This is a genomic window from Streptomyces sp. BK79, from assembly GCF_044142145.1.
GTDB lineage: Bacteria > Actinomycetota > Actinomycetes > Streptomycetales > Streptomycetaceae > Streptomyces.
In genome coordinates this window covers 69222-88252 of sequence record NZ_JBHVOC010000031.1, presented here as the reverse complement: position 1 = coordinate 88252, position 19031 = coordinate 69222, and the positions used below count along the sequence as shown (strand labels likewise).

At 69.6% G+C, this 19031-nt stretch carries 22 protein-coding genes; 12 read left to right on the top strand and 10 right to left on the bottom strand.

Annotation, left to right across the window (positions count from 1 at the left end):
* Positions 1–128 precede the first annotated feature (128 nt).
* The 3 genes from ispF to ACFIF2_RS31870 all read right to left on the bottom strand — a co-directional run bounded on the left by ispF (position 129) and on the right by ACFIF2_RS31870 (position 2231).
* Positions 129–641, bottom strand: coding sequence for a 2-C-methyl-D-erythritol 2,4-cyclodiphosphate synthase (gene ispF / locus ACFIF2_RS31880; protein ID WP_395576748.1), 513 nt, complete (start codon positions 639–641; stop codon positions 129–131).
* Positions 631–1419, bottom strand: a complete 789-nt coding sequence (gene ispD, locus ACFIF2_RS31875; RefSeq protein ID WP_395576747.1) for a 2-C-methyl-D-erythritol 4-phosphate cytidylyltransferase — start codon at positions 1417–1419, stop codon at positions 631–633. The genes ispF and ispD overlap by 11 nt, the downstream gene beginning before the upstream one ends.
* A gap of 329 nt (positions 1420–1748) precedes the next feature.
* Positions 1749–2231 (bottom strand): CarD family transcriptional regulator, encoded by a 483-nt coding sequence (locus ACFIF2_RS31870; protein ID WP_003953493.1) that lies wholly within the window; start codon positions 2229–2231, stop codon positions 1749–1751.
* A gap of 724 nt (positions 2232–2955) precedes the next feature.
* On the opposite strand from ACFIF2_RS31870, the gene ACFIF2_RS31865 reads away from it, so the two are divergent.
* Positions 2956–3699: a DUF461 domain-containing protein gene (locus ACFIF2_RS31865; protein ID WP_395576746.1), complete on the top strand. Its 744-nt coding sequence runs from the start codon at positions 2956–2958 to the stop codon at positions 3697–3699.
* A gap of 106 nt (positions 3700–3805) precedes the next feature.
* Here ACFIF2_RS31865 and ACFIF2_RS31860 read toward each other — a convergent pair whose 3' ends face one another.
* Together ACFIF2_RS31860 and ACFIF2_RS31855 are read right to left on the bottom strand one after the other, a co-directional pair.
* Entirely contained in the window at positions 3806–4492 is a 687-nt protein-coding gene (locus ACFIF2_RS31860; RefSeq protein WP_395576745.1) for a response regulator, read from the bottom strand.
* Complete coding sequence (locus ACFIF2_RS31855) at positions 4489–5760, bottom strand: sensor histidine kinase (protein ID WP_395576744.1); 1272 nt, start codon at positions 5758–5760, stop codon at positions 4489–4491. The genes ACFIF2_RS31860 and ACFIF2_RS31855 overlap by 4 nt, the downstream gene beginning before the upstream one ends.
* Before the next feature lie 223 nt (positions 5761–5983).
* Here ACFIF2_RS31855 and phoU point away from each other — a divergent pair, with 223 nt between their 5' ends.
* From phoU to ACFIF2_RS31820, 7 genes are all read left to right on the top strand, one after another.
* A complete protein-coding gene (gene phoU / locus ACFIF2_RS31850) occupies positions 5984–6673 on the top strand; it encodes a phosphate signaling complex protein PhoU (RefSeq protein ID WP_395576743.1) in 690 nt (229 codons plus the stop codon).
* Between the two features lie 181 nt (positions 6674–6854).
* Positions 6855–7010: a hypothetical protein gene (locus ACFIF2_RS31845; protein WP_395576742.1), complete on the top strand. Its 156-nt coding sequence runs from the start codon at positions 6855–6857 to the stop codon at positions 7008–7010.
* A 108-nt stretch (positions 7011–7118) separates the two neighbouring features.
* Positions 7119–7367 (top strand): SCO4226 family nickel-binding protein, encoded by a 249-nt coding sequence (locus ACFIF2_RS31840; RefSeq protein ID WP_395576741.1) that lies wholly within the window; start codon positions 7119–7121, stop codon positions 7365–7367.
* Positions 7368–7504: 137 nt separating this feature from the next.
* Positions 7505–7876, top strand: a complete 372-nt coding sequence (locus tag ACFIF2_RS31835; RefSeq protein WP_395576740.1) for an SCO4225 family membrane protein — start codon at positions 7505–7507, stop codon at positions 7874–7876.
* Between the two features lie 42 nt (positions 7877–7918).
* The gene (locus tag ACFIF2_RS31830) at positions 7919–8308 is read left to right on the top strand and encodes a RidA family protein (protein ID WP_395576739.1); all 390 of its coding nucleotides are present in this window, start codon (positions 7919–7921) and stop codon (positions 8306–8308) included.
* Positions 8309–8428: 120 nt separating this feature from the next.
* Positions 8429–9313: a GyrI-like domain-containing protein gene (locus tag ACFIF2_RS31825; protein ID WP_395576738.1), complete on the top strand. Its 885-nt coding sequence runs from the start codon at positions 8429–8431 to the stop codon at positions 9311–9313.
* 140 nt (positions 9314–9453) lie between these two features.
* Complete coding sequence (locus ACFIF2_RS31820; RefSeq protein ID WP_395576737.1) at positions 9454–10011, top strand: DinB family protein; 558 nt, start codon at positions 9454–9456, stop codon at positions 10009–10011.
* An 85-nt stretch (positions 10012–10096) separates the two neighbouring features.
* Here ACFIF2_RS31820 and ACFIF2_RS31815 read toward each other — a convergent pair whose 3' ends face one another.
* The 3 genes from ACFIF2_RS31815 to ACFIF2_RS31805 all read right to left on the bottom strand — a co-directional run bounded on the left by ACFIF2_RS31815 (position 10097) and on the right by ACFIF2_RS31805 (position 13794).
* The gene (locus ACFIF2_RS31815) at positions 10097–10855 is read right to left on the bottom strand and encodes a GntR family transcriptional regulator (RefSeq protein WP_395576736.1); all 759 of its coding nucleotides are present in this window, start codon (positions 10853–10855) and stop codon (positions 10097–10099) included.
* Between the two features lie 410 nt (positions 10856–11265).
* Positions 11266–12402 (bottom strand): hypothetical protein, encoded by a 1137-nt coding sequence (locus ACFIF2_RS31810; RefSeq protein ID WP_395576735.1) that lies wholly within the window; start codon positions 12400–12402, stop codon positions 11266–11268.
* Positions 12403–12699: 297 nt separating this feature from the next.
* Positions 12700–13794, bottom strand: coding sequence for a DUF1152 domain-containing protein (locus ACFIF2_RS31805; RefSeq protein WP_395576734.1), 1095 nt, complete (start codon positions 13792–13794; stop codon positions 12700–12702).
* 81 nt (positions 13795–13875) lie between these two features.
* Between ACFIF2_RS31805 and ACFIF2_RS31800 the strand changes: the two genes are divergently transcribed.
* On the top strand, positions 13876–14616 hold the full coding sequence (locus ACFIF2_RS31800) for a GntR family transcriptional regulator (protein ID WP_395576733.1): 741 nt from the start codon (positions 13876–13878) through the stop codon (positions 14614–14616).
* A 280-nt stretch (positions 14617–14896) separates the two neighbouring features.
* Positions 14897–15334 (top strand): ATP-binding protein, encoded by a 438-nt coding sequence (locus tag ACFIF2_RS31795; protein ID WP_395576732.1) that lies wholly within the window; start codon positions 14897–14899, stop codon positions 15332–15334.
* Positions 15335–15489: 155 nt separating this feature from the next.
* On the opposite strand, the gene ACFIF2_RS31790 is transcribed toward ACFIF2_RS31795, so the two are convergent.
* Positions 15490–16251: a phosphoglyceromutase gene (locus tag ACFIF2_RS31790; RefSeq protein WP_395576731.1), complete on the bottom strand. Its 762-nt coding sequence runs from the start codon at positions 16249–16251 to the stop codon at positions 15490–15492.
* Between the two features lie 153 nt (positions 16252–16404).
* On the opposite strand from ACFIF2_RS31790, the gene ACFIF2_RS31785 reads away from it, so the two are divergent.
* Entirely contained in the window at positions 16405–17682 is a 1278-nt protein-coding gene (locus tag ACFIF2_RS31785) for an MDR family MFS transporter (protein WP_395576730.1), read from the top strand.
* 22 nt (positions 17683–17704) lie between these two features.
* Here ACFIF2_RS31785 and ACFIF2_RS31780 read toward each other — a convergent pair whose 3' ends face one another.
* Positions 17705–18154, bottom strand: coding sequence for a DUF2000 family protein (locus tag ACFIF2_RS31780; RefSeq protein ID WP_395576729.1), 450 nt, complete (start codon positions 18152–18154; stop codon positions 17705–17707).
* A gap of 49 nt (positions 18155–18203) precedes the next feature.
* Between ACFIF2_RS31780 and ACFIF2_RS31775 the strand changes: the two genes are divergently transcribed.
* Positions 18204–19025, top strand: coding sequence for an AraC family transcriptional regulator (locus tag ACFIF2_RS31775; RefSeq protein ID WP_395576728.1), 822 nt, complete (start codon positions 18204–18206; stop codon positions 19023–19025).
* The last annotated feature ends 6 nt before the right edge of the window (positions 19026–19031 follow it).

Sequence of the window (19031 nt, the reverse complement as noted above, 5' to 3'; positions counted from 1 at the left end):
CCCCCCCCCCCCCCCCCCCCCCCCCCCCCCCCCCCCCCCCCCCCCCCCCCCCCCCCCCCCCCCCCCCCCCCCCCGCGGCACCCCGGCGCCGGCGCCACACCACCCCCGGCCCAGGACACACCCCCCGCTCACCCCACCCGTACGACCAACGCCGTGGCGACCGCCATCAGCCCTTCCCCCCGCCCGGGAAAGCCCAGCCCGTCCGTCGTCGCCCCGGACACCGACACCGGCGCCCCGACCGCCTCCGACAGCACCTTCTGCGCCTCGTCCCGCCGCTTACCGATCTTCGGCCGCGGCCCCACCACCTGCACCGCGACGTTCCCGATCCGGAATCCCGCCGCCCGCACGATCCGCGCCGCCTCCGTCAGGAGCGTCACCCCGGACGCCCCGGACCACTCCGGCCGCCCGGTACCGAAGTGCTGCCCCAGGTCCCCGACCCCCGCCGCGGAGAACAACGCGTTGCACGCCGCGTGCGCGACCACGTCCGCGTCGGAGTGCCCGGCCAGCCCGGCCCCCTCGCCCTCCCACTTCAGCCCGGCGCACCACAGCTCGCGCCCGTCCTCGAAGGCGTGGATGTCCGTACCGATCCCGACCTGCGGCAGCACGGGAAGCACTGCCGACCCGTCCGCCTCAGAACCCATCGTTCAGCCTCCTGCGCGCCAGCACCGCCTCCGCCAGCACCAGGTCGAGGGGCCGCGTCACCTTGAACGCCTCCTCGTGCCCCGGCACCACCACCACCGCGAGCCCGAGCTGCTCGACCATGCTCGCGTCGTCGGTGACGTTGTCGGTCACCGTCCCGTGGGCCCGCACCAGCGTCCCCCGGTCGAAGCCCTGCGGCGTCTGCACCGCGCGCAGCCGCGCCCGCTCCGGCGTCGCCACCACCGGCTCCGGCTCGCCCGGCACCGCGGCGGGTTCGACCTGCTTGACCGTGTCGGCCAGCGGCAGCGCCGGCACCACGGCGGGCGCCCCGTCCCGGACGGCCTCGATCACGGCGTCCACCGTGTCCACCGGCACCAGCGGCCGGGCCGCGTCGTGCACGAGGACGATGTCGTACTCGGACGGCAGCGCCTCCAGACCGAGCCGTACGGACTCCTGCCGTGTCCCGCCACCCGGCACCACCAGGAAATCCGTCCGCTCGGGCAGCGCATGCGCGTCGAGCAGGCTCCTGACCTCGGCGGCTCCGTCGGGCGGGGCGACGACCACGACGAGCGAGACCCCGCGGGAGGCGGCCATCGCGCGGACCGCGTGGATGAGCATGGGCGTGCCGCCGAGCGCGCGCAGGGCCTTCGGCGCGCCGGGGCCGAGACGTACGCCCCGGCCCGCGGCCGGAATGACGGCCGCGGTCCTGGTGTTCGTACGGGTGTCGGGCCGCACGTCGGCCGGCGTGTCGGCGGGCGAGGGACGCGATTCGTCAGACATCGGTTCCTGTCAGGTTTGTGTGCTCGACCTAGTTGGGTATGGCCTCACCGTGCCGGGCGCGACGCCTTGACCGGACCCTTCCGTGACCCTGGTCGAGCCAGCAGCCCGGGCCCGGCACGCCAGGACCGGGGGAAAGTCTCCCGGGATGTGCGACCGAAGACGAATCGCCCGTGGACGAACGGGGGCGAACCGCCCGGAGACGACCCACAGACGCCTCCGGGCACATCCGGGTACGAACATGCCGCAGCGCCCGGCGACAGTGAAGACGTCATCGGGCACCGCGGCATTTCAGTGCGCTGAACCGAGCGGGCTGCGGGCTGCGCCTCGCCTCAGGAGGCGAGCACCTCGTCGAGCAGGGCCTCCGCCTTGTCCTCGTTGGTGTTCTCCGCGAGAGCGAGTTCGCTCACCAGGATCTGGCGGGCCTTGGCGAGCATGCGCTTCTCACCGGCGGAGAGTCCGCGCTCGCGCTCACGACGCCACAGGTCACGCACGACTTCCGCGACCTTGATGACGTCGCCGGAGGCGAGCTTCTCCAGGTTTGCCTTGTAACGACGCGACCAGTTCGTGGGCTCCTCGGCGTACGGCGCGCGCAGCACCTCGAAGACCCGGTCCAGTCCGTCCTGACCGACCACATCACGCACGCCGACGAACTCCGCATTGTCCGCTGGCACACGTACCGTCAGGTCACCCTGGGCGACCTTCAGCACCAAGTAGGTCTTGTCCACGCCTTTGATCTGGCGAGTTTCGATAGCCTCGATCAGCGCGGCCCCGTGATGGGGATAGACCACGGTGTCGCCAACCTTGAACGTCATGTGACAGGTACCCCTTCCGTGGCTATCCAGGGTAACACGGATACGGCGTCTTCTGAATGGCGTTTTCGCAGGTCAGGGCATATCTCGGGGCTTGACAACAGCGACAGGAACGTGCTGCGCCGGGCGAGCGGAAGAAGGTATTCGCAGGTCGGAGCGGCTCTCCAGGTCGATCGAAACGCGCACGTCACACACAACCGGAGGGCCGCCCACCTGCCCGAAGATCCCCATATGTCCGGTTCCGCGCGTGCGACTTCCGCTACTCCGTTCGGTGGCCGGTGCGGGGTTCCGGACGATTCCGGAATTGATCACGAGGTCCCCGGCCGGCCCCCGGATGATCAATTTCCGGAGAGCCTGCCGGGCCGTCCGCGCATTCCTTCACGGAAATTTCGCGCACCGATCGGCGACCGGTATGACGGAGCGGCGGGCGGAGGCTTCTTATGTGAATGACGGACGAGTACCGGACACAAAACGAGCCGGACGGCCACCCCGGCGGAAGCACGGTGGCCACCCCGGCGGAAGCGCGGTGGCCGCCCCGGCGGAAACACGCCGCGCACCCCGTCCCCCCGTCGGCGCTACCGCCTGCCGAGCGAAGCCGCGCGCTTTGGGGGAGGGTCGGGTGCGGCGGCCCGTGAACGGCTCGGTAGCCTAAGGGCCGCTGACAGTCACTTAGGGCGGCTTTATCCGTTGCCGCCTCCTCGCTCGAGTCCAAGGAGTTGCCGCCGCCGTGAGCAGCAGCCTTCGACGCGGTGCCCTCGCCGCCGCCGCCATCGCGTTCTCGATCGCCTCGCTCGCCGCGTGCGGTGCCGGCCACAACGCCCAGACGCTGGAGATCAAGCCGGACAACGCGGCGACGACCGTCGGCGACCTCCAGATCCAGAACGCGATCGTCATCACCCAGCCCGACCTGGAGTCGACCGGCCCGGCCGTGGTCTCCGCCACCCTGTTCAACAACGGCAGGACGGACCAGACCCTCGAGTCCATCACCGTGGACGGCACCGGCAAGTCCGCCGAGCTGAAGCCCGCCGAGGGCGAGAAGGGCGCGAACGGCGGCCTGACCGTCCCGGCCGGCGGCCGCCTGATCATCGGCGGCGAGGGCAACGCCTCCGCCGTCCTGCCCAGCAGCCGCGAGGCCGTCCAGGACGGCAACGCGCAGCGGATCACCTTCACCTTCAGCAAGACCGGCGAGGTCGGCCTGCGCGCCTTCGTCGTGCCCGCCGAGAGCTACTTCTCCGGGTGGGGCCCGAGCGACGTCCCGGCGGCCCCGGGCGCGTCGCAGGAGCCGTCGGGGGACGCCTCCGGCGAGCCGTCCGACGGCCAGACCTCGGGCACGCCGTCCGACGGCGAGTCGGCCCCCGGCACGGGCGAGTCCCCCGCGGCCGGCGCCGAGGGCGAGCACGACGCCGGTACGGGCACCGAGACCGGCGCGGCGACGGACGGCGCCTCGCACGAGGCCGGCACGGGTCACTGAGCCCCGTACGCACGACCCGTACGCCCACCCCGTACGTATGACGAAGGGCGGGACCTCCGAGAGGTCCCGCCCTTCGCCGTGCTCGTCCTCAACCGCGCCGGGCGGTCTACGGCTCGAACTTGTACCCGAGGCCGCGCACCGTCACCAGGTAGCGCGGCGCGCCCGGGTCGGGCTCGATCTTGGCGCGCAGCCGCTTGACGTGGACGTCGAGGGTCTTGGTGTCACCGACGTAGTCGGCACCCCAGACCCGGTCGATCAGCTGCATGCGGGTCAGCACGCGGCCGGCGTTGCGCAGCAGCATCTCCAGCAGGTCGAACTCCTTGAGCGGCAGGTCGACCTTGGTGCCGCCCACGGTCACGACGTGCCGGTCGACGTCCATGCGGACGGGGCCGGCCTCCAGGGCGGCGGGCTCGTCCGGCGCGGGCCCCTCGGTACCGCGCCGACGCAGGACGGCACGGATGCGGGCGACCAGCTCGCGGGAGGAGAAGGGCTTGGTGACGTAGTCGTCGGCCCCTATCTCCAGCCCGACGACCTTGTCGATCTCGCTGTCCTTGGCGGTCACCATGATCACGGGAACGTTGGAGCGGCCGCGCAGCTGGCGGCAGACCTCCGTGCCCGGCAGGCCGGGCAGCATCAGGTCGAGGAGCACGAGGTCGGCGCCGTTGCGCTCGAACTCGTCGAGTCCGTCGGGGCCGGTGGTCGCGACGGCGACCTCGAAGCCCTCCTTGCGGAGCATGTACGACAGGGCGTCGGAGAAGGACTCCTCGTCCTCGACGACGAGCACACGGGTCACGGAAGGACCTCCGGGGCGGGAAGCGTTTCGTACGGGGAAGTATGGGGGGATGAGGGGGACCGCTCGATCTCGGCGCTGAGTCCGGCGCGGTCGGAGGAGTGCGGTGCGCGGGCGCGGGACGGGCCCGACTCCGGCAGCCGCAGGGTGAAGGTGGAGCCCTGGCCTTCGGCGCTCCACACCGTGACCTCCCCGCCGTGCGAGGCGACCACGTGCTTGACGATGGCGAGACCCAGACCGGTGCCGCCGGTCGCCCGGGAGCGGGCGGGGTCGACGCGGTAGAAGCGCTCGAAGACGCGCTCCTTGTCCCTCTCGGAGATGCCGATGCCCTGGTCGGTGACGGCGATCTCGATCAGATCGCCGCCCGGGGCGTTGACCCGCCGGGCCGCTATGCCCACGCGGGTGCGGGCGGGTGAGTAGTTGACGGCGTTCTCGACGAGGTTGCCGAGCGCGGCGGCGAGCTGGCCGCGGTTGCCGCGTACGTGCAGATCCGCCGTTCCTCCGGCGGCCATGGTGATCTGCTTGGTGCCGGCCTGCTGCCGGCAGCGGTCGATGGCCTCGGCCACCAGTTCGTCCACCCGGACGGGTTCGGCGTCGTCGAGTGGATCGTCGTTCTGGACCCGGGAGAGGTCGATGAGTTCCTGCACCAGGTTGGTCAGCCGGGTCGCCTCGATCTGCATCCGCCCGGCGAACCGCTCGACGGCCTCCGGGTCGTCGGAGGCGTCCATCACCGCCTCGGACAGCAGGGAGAGCGCCCCGACCGGCGTCTTCAGCTCATGGCTCACATTGGCGACGAAGTCGCGGCGTACCGCCTCGATGCGGCGGGCCTCGGTGAGGTCCTCGACCAGCAGCAGCACCAGCCGCGACCCGAGCGGGGCGACCCGGGCGGAGACCGCCAGCGCCTCCCCCCGTCCGGTCCCGCGCCTCGGCAGGTCCAGCTCGACCTGCCGTATCTCCCCGTCCCGCCGGGTGTCCCGGGCCATCTGCAGCATCGGCTCGACGGCGAGCTTGCCGCCCCGGACCAGTCCGAGGGCGTACGCCGCCGAGCTGGCCTTGACCACCGCGTCGGCCTCGTCGAGGACGACCGCGGAGGAGCGGAGTACCGACAGGACGGTGTCCACGCCCGGCGGCAGCACGGGGTCCGTGTGGAGCGAGGTGCGCGTGGGGCGCTTCTGCTCCCGCTCGCTCCAGCGGAACGCCAGCATGGCGATGACGCCGGTGAGCACTCCGGCGATCGCTGCCGCTGCGGCGACCGCCGCGTTCACGTCCATGCCTCCAGGTTAGGCATGCCGAACAGTCCCGCCCCAGCCATCGGACTGCGACCTCGAACACTCGTCGCCCAGAGTTCACCTTGGAGCCAGTACCGGTTCATTTGTGGTGCCGGAAACGGACGCGTACGGGCCGGAACGTGTAAGCGTGGGGGCACGGCGAGGGGTGCGAGCCGGCGCCGAGCCGGTGCGAGCCCCCTAAAAGGACGTACGAGAGGGAACCCTGATGCGGGACGCGTACCACGAGGAACTGGACTCGATCGGCGACAGCCTGGTGGAGATGGCCCGGCTGGTCGGGTCGGCGATCGGGCGCGCCACGACCGCCATCCTCGACTCGGACCTGAAGCTGGCCGAGAACGTGATCGAGGGCGACCAGAAGGTCGACGAACTCCACCACGAGCTGGAGGCACGGGCCATAGCCCTGCTGGCCCGGCAGCAGCCGGTGGCGACCGACCTGCGGATCGTCGTCACCTCGCTGCGGATGTCGGCCGACCTGGAGCGCTCGGGCGACCTGGCCCAGCACGTGGCCAAGCTGGCCCGGCTGCGCTACCCGGAGCGTGCGGTGCCGAGCGACCTGCACGCGACCATCCTGGAGATGGGCCAGCTCGCGCAGCGCCTGATGGCGAAGGCGGCCGAGGTGATCATCACCAAGGACGTCGACCTGGCCCTCCAGCTGGAGCAGGACGACGACGCGATGGACCTCCTCCACCGCACCCTCTTCCAGCACCTGATGGACGACCGCTGGAAGCACGGCATCGAGACCGCCGTCGACGTCACCCTCCTCGGCCGCTACTACGAGCGCTACGCCGACCACGCCGTCGCGGTCGCCAAGCGGGTCGTCTACCTGGTCACCGGCGAGCACGCGGACGACCTCCAGGCGGACATCCAGTCGGCGACGCAGGTCGAGGGCGCCTGACGCCTGCTTGTGCGGGGACGCCCGCCTGTGCCGGGGCGCTCGCCTGTTGCGGGGACGCCCGCATGTGCGGGGAGCGGGCCGGGGTGGCCGGGGGCGCGCGCGGTCGCCCCAATGCGCCGTTGATGCGACAGCCGCCCGGGGCGTGCAATGGGCGCAGGCACCAGCCTCTAGGAGGAACCCGATGGCCGATTCCCCCAGCACCGAGCCCGCCCCCACCGAGGAACGCCGCACCGAGCGGCCGCCCGCGCCCCGCAGCCTGCCCCTGATCGCCGCGTGCGGCTGCGGTTCGGGCTGCGGCTGCGGCTGCCAGTCCGGCAATCCCTGCCAGTGCGGCTGACCCGCCGCAGGTAGCGGGCGTCTTCCGTGCATCCCACGGCGGCCGGGTTCGCCCCGGCCGCCGTGGGGGCGCACCCTGGAAGGGAGACCCTGAAGGGGGTGCGAGGCCATGGCTCACTTCATGGACGTGCACCACGGCATGCACGGCATCACCGCGGACCAGCTCCACGAGGCCCACCAGGCGGACCTCGCCATCGAGAAGGACGAGGACGTCCACTTCGCCCACGCGTGGGCGGACCCGGGCTCCGGCACGGTCTTCTGCCTCTCCGAGGCCCCGTCGGCCGACGCGGTCCAGCGCGTCCACGAACGCGCGGGCCACAAGGCCGACGAGATTCACGAGGTCCCGCTGACGGTGTAGAACCGCGACACCGTACGAGGTCCTCCTCCCTCTTTCTCCGCCTTTGAGTACGGGTACTCAGGCCACGGGGCCCGCCCCCGTCCGACCCTGGACCCAGGACGACGGACGACGGACGACCAAGGGGAGCCGAGGACCTGATGAAGACCAGCCGTACCAGCGTGGCGATACACACCCTGACCCGCCTGGCCGTCGCCAACCGCGCCTCGGCGGCCTACCTCACCGTGATCGGCGGCGCGATGGCGGTCGCCGCGCTGGAACCCCTCTTCGCGGACACCCCGGACGCGTCCCTGATCTGGGTCTGGCCGGCCATGTTCACCTTCCCGGCCTTCGGCTTCGTCGCCTGGCTCGGCGAGGCGGCCTGGGGCGGCGACGCCCCGGTCTGGTTCTTCACCGGCGGCATCGTCCTCGCGGCCCTGGCCCAGTCGACAGCGCTGGGCGCGGCCTGGCACGCCCTGCGGGGACGGCGGCAGCGGCGCGAGCACCGGGGACGGCTGACGACGGCGAGTTGAGGCGGGGCCGCCCGCGCACCTCGCACCATTAATGTGCCGCTCATGACAGAGCGACGCACCATCCTCAGCGGCTCGACCTTCGAGGAGCAGATCGGTTACGCCCGTGCCGTGGTCGACGGCGACTGGGTGCACGTGTCGGGCACGACCGGCTTCGACTACACGACGATGACGATCTCCGAGGACGTCGTGGAGCAGGCCGAGCAGTGCCTGCGCAACATCGAGTCCGCGCTGACCGAGGCGGAGTGCACCTTCGCCGACGTCGTCCGGGTCCGCTACCTGCTCCCCGACCGCGCCGACTTCGAGCCCTGCTGGCCGGTCCTGCGCCGGGCCTTCGGCGAGGTCCGCCCGGCCGCCACGATGCTCCAGTGCGGGCTGGCCGACCCCCGCATGAAGATAGAGATCGAGGTGTACGCCCGCCGGACCGACGCATAACCGCACCGGCACCGGTACCCGCACCCGCACCCGCACCCGCACCCGACCGAACCGGACCACGACGATCGGGAAGCGCACCCCCGCTCCCTGCCACGGTGGAGGTCGGAAGGAGGCCGCCTCGTGATCTCGGCACTCAACAAGCTCGTCGACCTCGTCGAAGAACACCTCACCGAGGAACACGTCTCGGAGGAACTCGACGTCCCCGCACTGGCCGGAGCGCTCGGCACGACCGAGTACCACCTGCGCCGGATGTTCTCGTCCCTGGCCGGCATGCCGCTGTCGGAGTACGTGCGCCGGCGCCGCATGACGGTCGCCGCCGCCGACGTCGTACGCGGTGAGGACGACCTGCTGGGCATCGCCGTACGGCACGGGTACGGCTCCACGGAAGCGTTCGGACGCGCGTTCCGGGCGGTCCACGGAGCCGCCCCGCGTGACGTACGGCGCGACGGAGGCCCCCTTCAGTCACAGCCGCAGCTCAGGTTCCGCCTGACCGTCGAAGGGAGCACCCCCATGGACACCCGTTTCGCCGACCGCCCCGCGTTCCGCCTCATCGGCCACGCGACCCGCGTCCCGCTCATCCACGAGGGCGTCAACCCGCACATCCAGGAGCACATCACCTCCCTGCCCCCGCAGGAGCACGCCCGCCTGAAATCCCTCGGCGACACCGATCCGGCGGGCCTGCTCCAGGTCACCGACGACCTGGCCCCCGACAGCCCGGAGGGCACCGAACTCACCTACCTGCACGGCGTCGCCGTCACGCACACCACCCCGATCCCGGACGACCTCGACGCCATCGAGGTACCGGCCGGCCGGTGGGCGGTCTTCCGCAGCGCGGGCCCCTACCCGGCCACCCTCCAGTCGACCTGGGCGGCCACCGCGTCGGAGTGGTTCCCGTCCAACCCCTGGCGCCTGCGCCCGGGCCCGTCGATCGTCGCCGTCCTCGACCGCGCGGAGGACTTCTCCACCGCGACCTGCGAACTGTGGCTGCCGGTCGAACCGGCGTGACACACGCTCGTCCTGTTCAACGCCTGGGGGCGGAGCGAGCATCTCTCCGCCCCCAGGCCCCATCTAGGACAGAACCTGACCTCAATACTTCCTAACGTGGTCCTCGACCGACGGAGCAGGAACACCGGAAGGCGGAGTCCATGACGTCCAACGAGCAGATCACCACCGAGCAGACCCCGGCGAAGGCGGCCACCGGCGAGCGCGCCGACCTGCTGGAGACGCTGGCCAAGCACCGGCACTTCCTGCGCTTCACCACCCGTGACCTCACCGACGAACAGGTCGGCCTCCGGCCCACCGCCAGCGAACTGTGCCTGGGCGGCCTGATCAAGCACGTGACCTCGGTCGAGCGGGGCTGGGTGGACTTCATCCTCGAAGGCCCCTCCACGATGGGCGACTTCACGGCCATGACCGAGGAGGACTGGGCCCGGCGGGCGAACGAGTTCCAGATGCAGCCCGGCGAGACCCTCGCCGGCGTCCTGGCCGACTACGACAAGGTGGCCCGCCGCACCGACGACGTGGTCGCCACGCTGCCCGACCTCGACGCCGCGTGGCCGCTCCCGAAGGCCCCGTGGTTCGAGGCCGACACCCAGTGGACGGCCCGCCGGACACTGCTCCACATCATCGCCGAAACCGCCCAGCACGCCGGCCACGCCGACATCCTCCGAGAGTCCCTGGATGGCGCGAAGAGCATGGGCTGACGCCCTACCAGGACGCCCTGCACCCGAGCCGAATGCTCGGGTGCAGGGCGTTGGTCGTTGGTCGTCATGCCCCTGCCGAACGGCGTCAGGCGTCGAAGTCGTACTCCAGGACGTACGAGGCGGCGTCCAGTGTCATCTCGTTGACCTCGACGGGTCGGCCTTCGGCCGCGTACGCGGTGCGGCAGATGAGGATGACCGGGGTGCCCGCGGCCACGCTCAAGCGCGCCGCCTCGTCCTTCGACGGCATGCGGGAGCGGATCTCTTCGCGGAAGTGCACCGGCTTGTGCCCGAGTTCGGCGAGCCTGGCGTACGTCCCGCCCTCCCCGGTGTCCTCCTGCGTGATGACGGATCCGGCGACCAGCGACATGGGCAGGTAACTCGTCGCGAGCAGAACGGGCTTCCCGTCCAGGACGAAACGCCGGCGCCGCACGCACACCGGCTCCTCGTCGGCCAGGTCGAGGACCGCGCCGACGCGGTCAGGCGCGAACTCCTCGGAAACGGTGACCTGATCCACCTCCAGGGAGCGGTTCTCGATGTCCGCCGACCAGATGGAACGGCCGTTGCCCCACTGCTGCTCGGCCAGCCGCTGGATGCCCCGGCGCCGAAGCGGACGGAAGCTCCGGACGAACACGCCGGCTCCCTTGCGGGCTTCGGCGATGCCCTCGTCCCGGAGGACGCCCAGAGCCTGGCGTGCCGTCATACGGGCCACGCCGTGCGTCGCCATGAGGTCGTTCTCCCCCGGCAGCCGATCACCGGGACCGTACCGGCCCGCCTGGATCGCCTCGCGCAAGGTGTCCGCGATCCGCTGGTACTTGGGCCGAGGGCCGTCGTCGGTGTGGGCCATCCCGTAGGTCTCCTCCCTCTTCTCTAGACACCTTAGGCCACAGGTTGAGCGTTCGCTCGCTGCGTGTAGCCGTCGGCCCGACCAGTCCCCTCTTCCGCCGTTTCGATTGACGTCTCTTAGAGATGCTGCGCCAAAGTTAGATGTATAGAGAGGTCTCCAGGGGGCCTCCGAGGTAAGGGGTGCTGAGCGCTGATGGCCTACACGATCGATCGCTAGACGACCGCTCTAGGAACTGGAAAATTTTCCGTTCCTGAATAACCGAAAATTTCCCAACTATAGTTTTGTATCGTTCATACTCCGCCTCCGAAATATTTCGTAGAAAGGAGACGGTCATGCCCTCTTCGCCAGGTTTCTGCACCCAGGTGCCTGCGGCGTAGTGCTTCTCCATCAACAACCCCTCTCGAGTAGTGTCACGTACCAGCTGAGTGACTGAAGGTGTAGGAAAGGTCCGGCGTATCGGATGAAGTCGCTTTATCTCTGACCTCAAGGCGGATTAGGTGGCCTAGGACTGCTCGAAGTAGGGCAAACGGCAGAGGTTTTGAGGGGGAGGTGCGGCCAATAAGGCCTATGGCCTCCTGGGTAAGGGTTGTGGCCTTCTTCCCCTGATGCACGAAACCAGAACGAGCGTCGTATGTTTTCCTCAGTGAAGCTCGCAGTGTATCCCGCGTATCGGGCAGGAAGTCCCGTATCTTCTTGGCCTCTCCCCACTGCCCCCCGGTTACTATTCCTTCAGGCATGGATATTGTGGGAACGTAATCTCTCCAAGTCTCATCGAAGAATTGCTCTTCCACGCGCGTGGAGGCGTAGTCCACGAACTTTGCCTTCAAACGAATGTGCGCCCCGTCCAAAAGCTTGTACCTCAATGCTCGAGCCTGGGAGTCATTGAGATTGTTCACTCTGATAAACTTTTCCCAACGTGGCGCCTGGTCCCATTCCTCCCAAGAGGTCGGGGCGTCATAGAAACACTGCGCCAGTGTTTCCAATCCTGCTACCAACAGTGTGTAGGCAGCCGTAAGGTCGCGCCCGAAAAGCAAGCAGGCCCCGTAGTGCAGCTCTACCGCTGAACTGATGGCGACATACTCGTTTCGCTGTAGACTGCGCGCCTTGCCCAAAAATTCTCGGATCTCGTCGTCGATTGAGAGGGTGGGTTCAATGGGACCTATCAAACTCCTATCTGGCAAAGCCTCCACCGGCAAGTAGGTGATGCGGTTAGGGCGACCCTCCATACTGATGGGCTGTTCGTGAAAGGCTTCGATGCGGCGGCCAGTGATCAGAGTAAGAACTGCCGCCAGTTCTCTGGACATACCACCAAAAGATGGTGTGGTTGCCTGGTGATCGCCGTCTTCTATCCAACCCACACTCGCAAGGAAGCCAGGAGTAGAGCCAAGCTGATCAACTGGACCCACCGGTTCGAATCTGAAGAGACCTTCAGCCCTTAAGGGTGTGGGACCCGGAAGAAGGATACGGTGATGAACATAACTTAGGGTTCCCTTGCCGCGGTCGACGAGCTGATCAAGGCGTTGCATCCAAGAATACAAATTATGCATCCAAAGATGATGCCTCACGCCGCACCAAAGCACCATCGGTTTAGAGTTGAAACTTCAGCTCGACCAAGCTGCTTGTCCACGCCGGTGGCCTGCCCGGTCTTGGATTGGTGAAGCTGGGGAGCCCTCCGGCTGTGGCCTACCTCCTTGCTGGCATTTGGCAGCTGATTGCCCAGTGCGCGGCACGGACGCTGGCCGGGCTGGAGCGGGGCGGAGACAGGAGCGCAGGCCCGGCCGGGGGCCGGGCCGCGCGCGGTGAGCGGAGAGAGCCGCTCTTGAACCAGTGAAGAAGGTTGTAACTCAGGTGGCGTCTGGGATGTGCCAGAGCGGAGCTACGTACTGCTCCGGGCGGCTGGAGAGCAGGAGTTGGCGCAGGTCGCCGCGCTGAGCGCCGTTGAGGTGCAGTACCTCGGTGAGGTGGCGGAACGTTGTGTGCGTGACTCCACGGGCGTGGGCCTCTGACTCGAACTGGTCGAGTTGGCGCAGCACCTCTTCCGTGTCGAGTGCCATCGGCGGCTGGTCCTTCAACCGCGTGGCCTTGTTGCGCTCGTAGTCGATCTCGGAGAAGCCGCAGATCTCTCGGCTGTGGGCCTCGACCTCGTCCAGGGTCGTCGTCGCCATGATGCTTCGGGCCAGAGCGTTGTGACTCAAAGCCTCGTCCAGGTCGACTTCGTGTAGCTGTGGGCTCGCGTCCGTGAGCGGTACAGGCAGGCCGGCGTCGCGTACCTCGCACGTGCCGCGCACTCCTCGGGCCGTCGCCGCGAGCATGCCCGTGGCTTCGGACGGGTGCCACTCCAGGACGCTGTTGATCGGGGCTACGTCCTCCGCCGTGAAGGTGTGGACGACGGAGCCCAGGAGCGGCTGAAGGTCGTCTGCCGACAGTTCGCCGTCGAGGCCGGGACCGGCGACCAGGAGTCGGACAGGTGCGTCTACGCGGCAGCACGCTGCAAGGGTCAGCGCGTCGGCGAGTGGGCTCTTGAGGGTCGGTTCGTCGCCGCGGGCGAGGATGTCTCCGCCGACGTCCAGGAGCTCGATCGACCCCGGTGTCAGGTGGGCGATCAACTCCTCCACCTGGTTCGTCACGCCTTCGGCTCCGTGCTGCGGGTCGAGGAGGGCGAACGTCTGGGGAAGTTCGGATGCGAGGCGGGGCAGGGTGGACCCTGCGGGAGCGATCGGGCGGGCCGTCGCCGGCACTGACCGGACGGACCGGGTGATGGCTTTGAGGCCGGTGAAGTCGTGTGCGGTGCGGGGGCCCGGTACCGGGTCGATCAGGAGGCGGTCCCACGCGTAGGTGAGGATCACCGCGTGGTCCTCGTTGCCGTACAGAGCGGCGTGAAGCATCGCGGCGGCGACTGCGTCGCCCCCTCCTCCTGCCGCGACGATCAACCGCTTCATGCGGTCAACACTACGGGTTCTGGTAAAGGCCGTTCACTCTATAGTGGCTGGAGGCCATAGCCACTTGGACAAGGGGAAGACATGCCGCAGATCGAGGAGGCGCAGCCGAAGTATCTCCAGATCGCTCACCACATCCGCGATCAGATCCTTCGGGGCGACCTGCGAGCGGGTGACGAGGTGCCGTCGGAACGGCAGTTGGCCGCTGACTGGAAGGTTTCCCGTCCGACTGCGGCCCGCGCCCTGGAGGCGCTGAGTCATCAGGGGCTCGTCGAGAAGCGGCAAGGTTCGGGTACGTACGTGCGGAGTCTGGAAGTCAATCGGCGTGCGCGGGAGTTGTACGGTCGGGCTCGTCAGACCGGGAAGATCTACACGCCCGGTGAGTACGCGGTGGTCACCTCGGCCGGCTGGATGGATGCCCCGGATCACGTCGCTGAGGCTCTCGGGCTGGTGAAGGACCGCCGGGCCGTTCATCGCCGGCGCGTGACCAACAACCAGGACGGTCCCATCACGTTGTCGACCTCCTGGTTCGCGCCCGATGTCGGTCAGCGCGCGCCCAAGCTCACGGATCCCGTACGGATTCAGGAGGGAACCCTGATGTACGTCGAGAACACGACGGGACGGCAGGGGAGTTACGCCGAAGACCGGATGTGTGCCCGGGGCGCCACCGACGAAGAGGCCGCCGACCTGAACCTCGATCCAGGTTCCCCCGTGCTGGTCGTTCACCATGTCGTCTACGACATGCAGGACCGGCCGTTGGAGTTCGCCGAGGCCACGTACCCGCCGCACCGCTGGGCGTTCGAGCAGGGCTATCCGCTGACATGACGTGACGGCCAGTCAGTTGCGCGAACCGCTTGCGCGCCGCAAGTGGCCAATGCCACTATCCAGTAAGTGGCTAAGGCCACTTACTGGAAGGGGACATGGCGTGGCAGGTCGGCGACCGGATCAGGGCACGCGCTCAGCATGCCGGGGATGCCGGGGGCGCGATTCGAAGCGCGTCGGTTCGCGTACGTCGGTGGCGCTCGCCGCCGCCAACGACCGCACCCGTGTCTCATCGAGGCGGCGCTGCCTCGACTGCGACGGCAGCGGCAAGGAGTGAGCGCGGATGACCTACCGGTTCAACCGCTTTCCCAGCGAGGATTCACCGTGGCTCGGGGCGTTGACCCTGCATCCGGTTCCGGAGTCCGTGCCCCGGGCCCGGCGCTGGTTCCGGAAGTTCATCGCCCCGTACAACCCGGCCTGCTCGGTCGACGACTGCACGCTCATGATCTCCGAGCTGGTGACGAACGCCATCACGTACGGGCGGGCTGACGAGGAGTGGTGCGTACGCGTGGAGTGGTTCCGGGAGGGGACCTCGCTGCGTGTGGAGGTGCACAACCCCGGCTTTCCGGTGAACGTGCGTCTTCGCCGGCCGGACGCCGACGACGCTCACGGGCGCGGGCTGCTCCTGGTCGATTCCATCGCGGAGTCCTGGCACTCCGGGCCCAGTCGCTTCGGCGGGACGGTGGTCGCCTTCCTGATGGCCGATGCGTGGCCTGCCTGAGGCGCAAGGTGACCGGGCGGAGCTGAGTGGAGGCAGGAGCCGGAGCCCGGAGAGGGCACGGGCACATCGTCCTGACGGCCCGGAGACGGTCCGGAGGCAGCGAAAAGCCCCCTTCCGGCGGAGGACCCGCAGGCAGGGGGCTTGTTCGTGGGCGCTTACTTCTTCTTGCCCTGGTTCTTCACGGCCTCGATCGCGGCCTTGGCCGCGTCCGGGTCGAGGTACGTGCCGCCCGGGTTCAGCGGCTTGAACTCGGCGTCGAGTTCGTAGGAGAGCGGGATGCCGGTCGGGATGTTCAGGCCCGCGATGTCGGCGTCGGAGATGCCGTCGAGGTGCTTGACCAGGGCGCGCAGGGAGTTGCCGTGGGCCGCGACCAGGACCGTGCGGCCGGTGAGGAGGTCGGGGACGATCGCGTCGAACCAGTACGGGAGCATGCGGACGACGACGTCCTTCAGGCACTCCGTCTGCGGGCGCAGCTCCGGCGGGAGGGTCGCGTAGCGGGCGTCGGAGAACTGGGAGTACTCGGCGTCGCGGTCCAGCGCGGGCGGCGGGGTGTCGTAGGAGCGGCGCCACAGCATGAACTGCTCCTCGCCGAACTCCGCGAGGGTCTGCGCCTTGTCCTTGCCCTGGAGGGCGCCGTAGTGGCGCTCGTTGAGGCGCCAGTGGCGGTGGACGGGGATCCAGTGGCGGTCGGCGGCCTCCAGCGCGAGCTGGGCCGTGCGGATCGCGCGCTTCTGGACGGACGTGTGGACCACGTCGGGCAGCAGGCCGGCGTCCTTGAGCAGCTCGCCGCCGCGCGTCGCCTCCTTCTCGCCCTTCGGGGTGAGGTTGACGTCCACCCAGCCGGTGAACAGGTTCTTCTCGTTCCACTCGCTCTCGCCGTGGCGGAGGAGGATCAGCTTGTACGGTGCGTCGGCCATGCTTCCGAGCCTAATCGACGCCCCGCACCGGCCGCGCGGGGCGCCCGAAGCACGGACGGTTGACGGGAAGTGTTAATTGAATGGCCCTCCGTGCCGGGATCTTCGTAAGTTGTGCTCACTGCTTCAGACGCTTACAGCCGTTTCGGGGGTCCCATGTCAGTCGCCGGTCTCAGACGTGCCGCGCGCGAGTCCGTCTCCGGGCTCCCCCGCGAGTTCTGGTGGCTGTGGACCAGCACCCTGGTCAACCGGCTCGGTGCCTTCGTCGCCACCTTCATGGCGCTGTACCTGACCATCGACCGCGGGTACTCCGCCTCGTACGCCGGACTGGTCGCCGCGCTGCACGGGCTCGGCGGGGTCATCTCCTCGCTGGGGGCCGGGGTGATGACCGACCGGCTCGGGCGGCGGCCGACGCTGCTCGTCGCGCAGGTCTCCACCGCGCTGTCCGTCGCGCTGCTCGGCTTCGTGCGGGACCCGGTCTCCATCGCGGCCGTCGCCTTCCTGGTCGGCATGGCGAGCAACGCCTCCCGGCCGGCGGTGCAGGCGATGATGGCGGACATCGTGCGGCCCGAGGACCGCGTCCGGGCCTTCTCGCTGAACTACTGGGCGATCAACCTCGGCTTCGCGATCTCGTCCATGGCGGCCGGTTTCATCGCCGAGGCCAGCTACCTCGCCGGGTTCCTGATCGAGGCGGGCATGACGATGGCCTGCGCCGTGCTCGTCTTCGTGAAGCTGCCCGAGTCCCGGCCGCGGGAGGGTGCCAAGGGTGACGTCGCCGGCGGGAGCGAGCCTGCCGTGTCGCTCGGGACGGTTCTGCGCGACGGGCGTTTCATGAGTGTCGTCGGGCTGTCCTTCCTCGTCGCGCTGATCTTCCAGCAGGCCTACGTGGGGCTGCCGGTGGCCATGGGTGAGGCGGGCTTCACACCGGCCGACTTCGGTCTGGCGATCGCCGTCAACGGCGTCCTGATCGTGGTCCTCCAGATTCCCGTGACCCGGTTCATCGAGCACCGGGATCCGCGCCTGCTGCTCGTCCTGTCGTCCCTGGTGGCCGGGTACGGCTTCGGACTCACCGCCTTCGCCGGGTCGGTCGGCGTGTTCGCCCTCACCGTGTGCGTGTGGACGCTGGCGGAGATCGTCAACGCCCCGATCCAGACCGGGCTGGTCGTCCGCCTCTCCCCGGCGCACGGGCGCGGGCGCTACCAGGGGATGTACACCATGTCCTGGGCGGTCGCGGCCCTCGTCGCCCCGCTGATGTCCGGCTTCGTCATCGACCACTGGGGCGCGCGGTGGCTGTGGGGCGTGTGCACGGTCGTCGGCACGGTGGCGGCGGCGGGGTACTGGGCGCTGATGCGGAACCTGCCGGAGGAGGAGGCGGTCATGTCCGAGGCGACGGCTTCCCGGGCGGCCGCCGAGGCCGAGGTCGGCGCCGCCTGACGCGGTCGCCCGCACCCCGTGCTCACGGGTGCATCCGCGCCCCCTTCAGCACCTTGTCCACCGCGTTCCTCGGCCCGTACACCGCGAGACCGACCAGGTCGAGTCCGGCGGTCGGCACGGCCCGTACCGCCGCGCGGTTGTCGCGGTCGTTGCCCGTGGTGAACAGGTCGGACGTGAACAGCGCGCGGGGCAGGGCGCGCGACAGCACGCGCGCGTGGGCGTTCGTCAGCGTCTCCTTGGTGCCCTCGAAGACCAGGACCGGCTGCCGGAACATCGGCAGGTAGCCGACCCCGTCGGCGTCCTCGTACGGCTCCCCGATCACCTCGGGGAACTGCGCGCCCAGGCCGCTGACCAGGAAGGCGGTCACGTTCAGGCGCTGCCAGGTCTCCAGGTCCTCACGGAGCAGGACGGCGATCTTGGTGTCGAAGCGGACGGGGGCGGCATCGGCGGTCTGTGCGTCGTGCGTGCTCATGGAGTGAGACTGCCGGTCGGCGTACGGCCGGGTCTTGTACGTTTTTTGCATGGCCGACCAGGACCAGCGGGACCAGCGGGACGTCTCCGCCTGGCGGCCCCGCGTCCCGGGCGTCGTCGAGGTCTTCCACGCCCACTTCACCGAGTACGCCTACCCGATGCACGTGCACGAGGCGTGGACGCTGCTGATCGTGGACGACGGGGCCGTGCGGTACGACCTGGACCGGCACGAGCACGGCACCCCGCACGACACGGTGTCGCTGCTGCCGCCCCACGTGCCGCACAACGGCTCCCCCGCCACCCCGGGCGGCTTCCGCAAGCGCGTCCTGTACCTGGACGCCTCCCGGCTGGGCGACGAGCTGATCGGGCCCGCCGTCGACGCTCCCGACCTGCGGGACCCGGTGCTGCGGCGGCGGGTCGGGCAGCTGCACACCGCGCTCGCCCTGCCCGGTGACGAGCTGGAGGCGGAGAGCCGGCTGACCCTGATCGGCGAGCGGCTGCACGCGCACCTGCGGCCCCGCCGCCGGGAGAGCCCGGAGCGCCGGGATCCCGTCCTCGCCCGCCGGCTGCGCGAGCTGCTCGACGAGCGGGTCGTCGCGGGGATCGGCCTGGAGGAGGCCGCCGCGCGGGTGGCCGCCCATCCCGCGCACCTGGTGCGGACGTTCAGCGGCGCGTACGGCATCGCGCCGCACCAGTACCTGATGTCCCGGCGGGTCGACCGGGCGCGGCGGCTGCTGCTCGCGGGGCACGCCCCGGCCGAGGTGGCCACGGCGACCGGTTTCTACGACCAGGCCCATCTGACCCGGCACTTCAAGCGGCTGGTGGGGACCACGCCCGGGCGCTACGGCACCAGCGGCCGATCCAGGCCCTGAGGACGC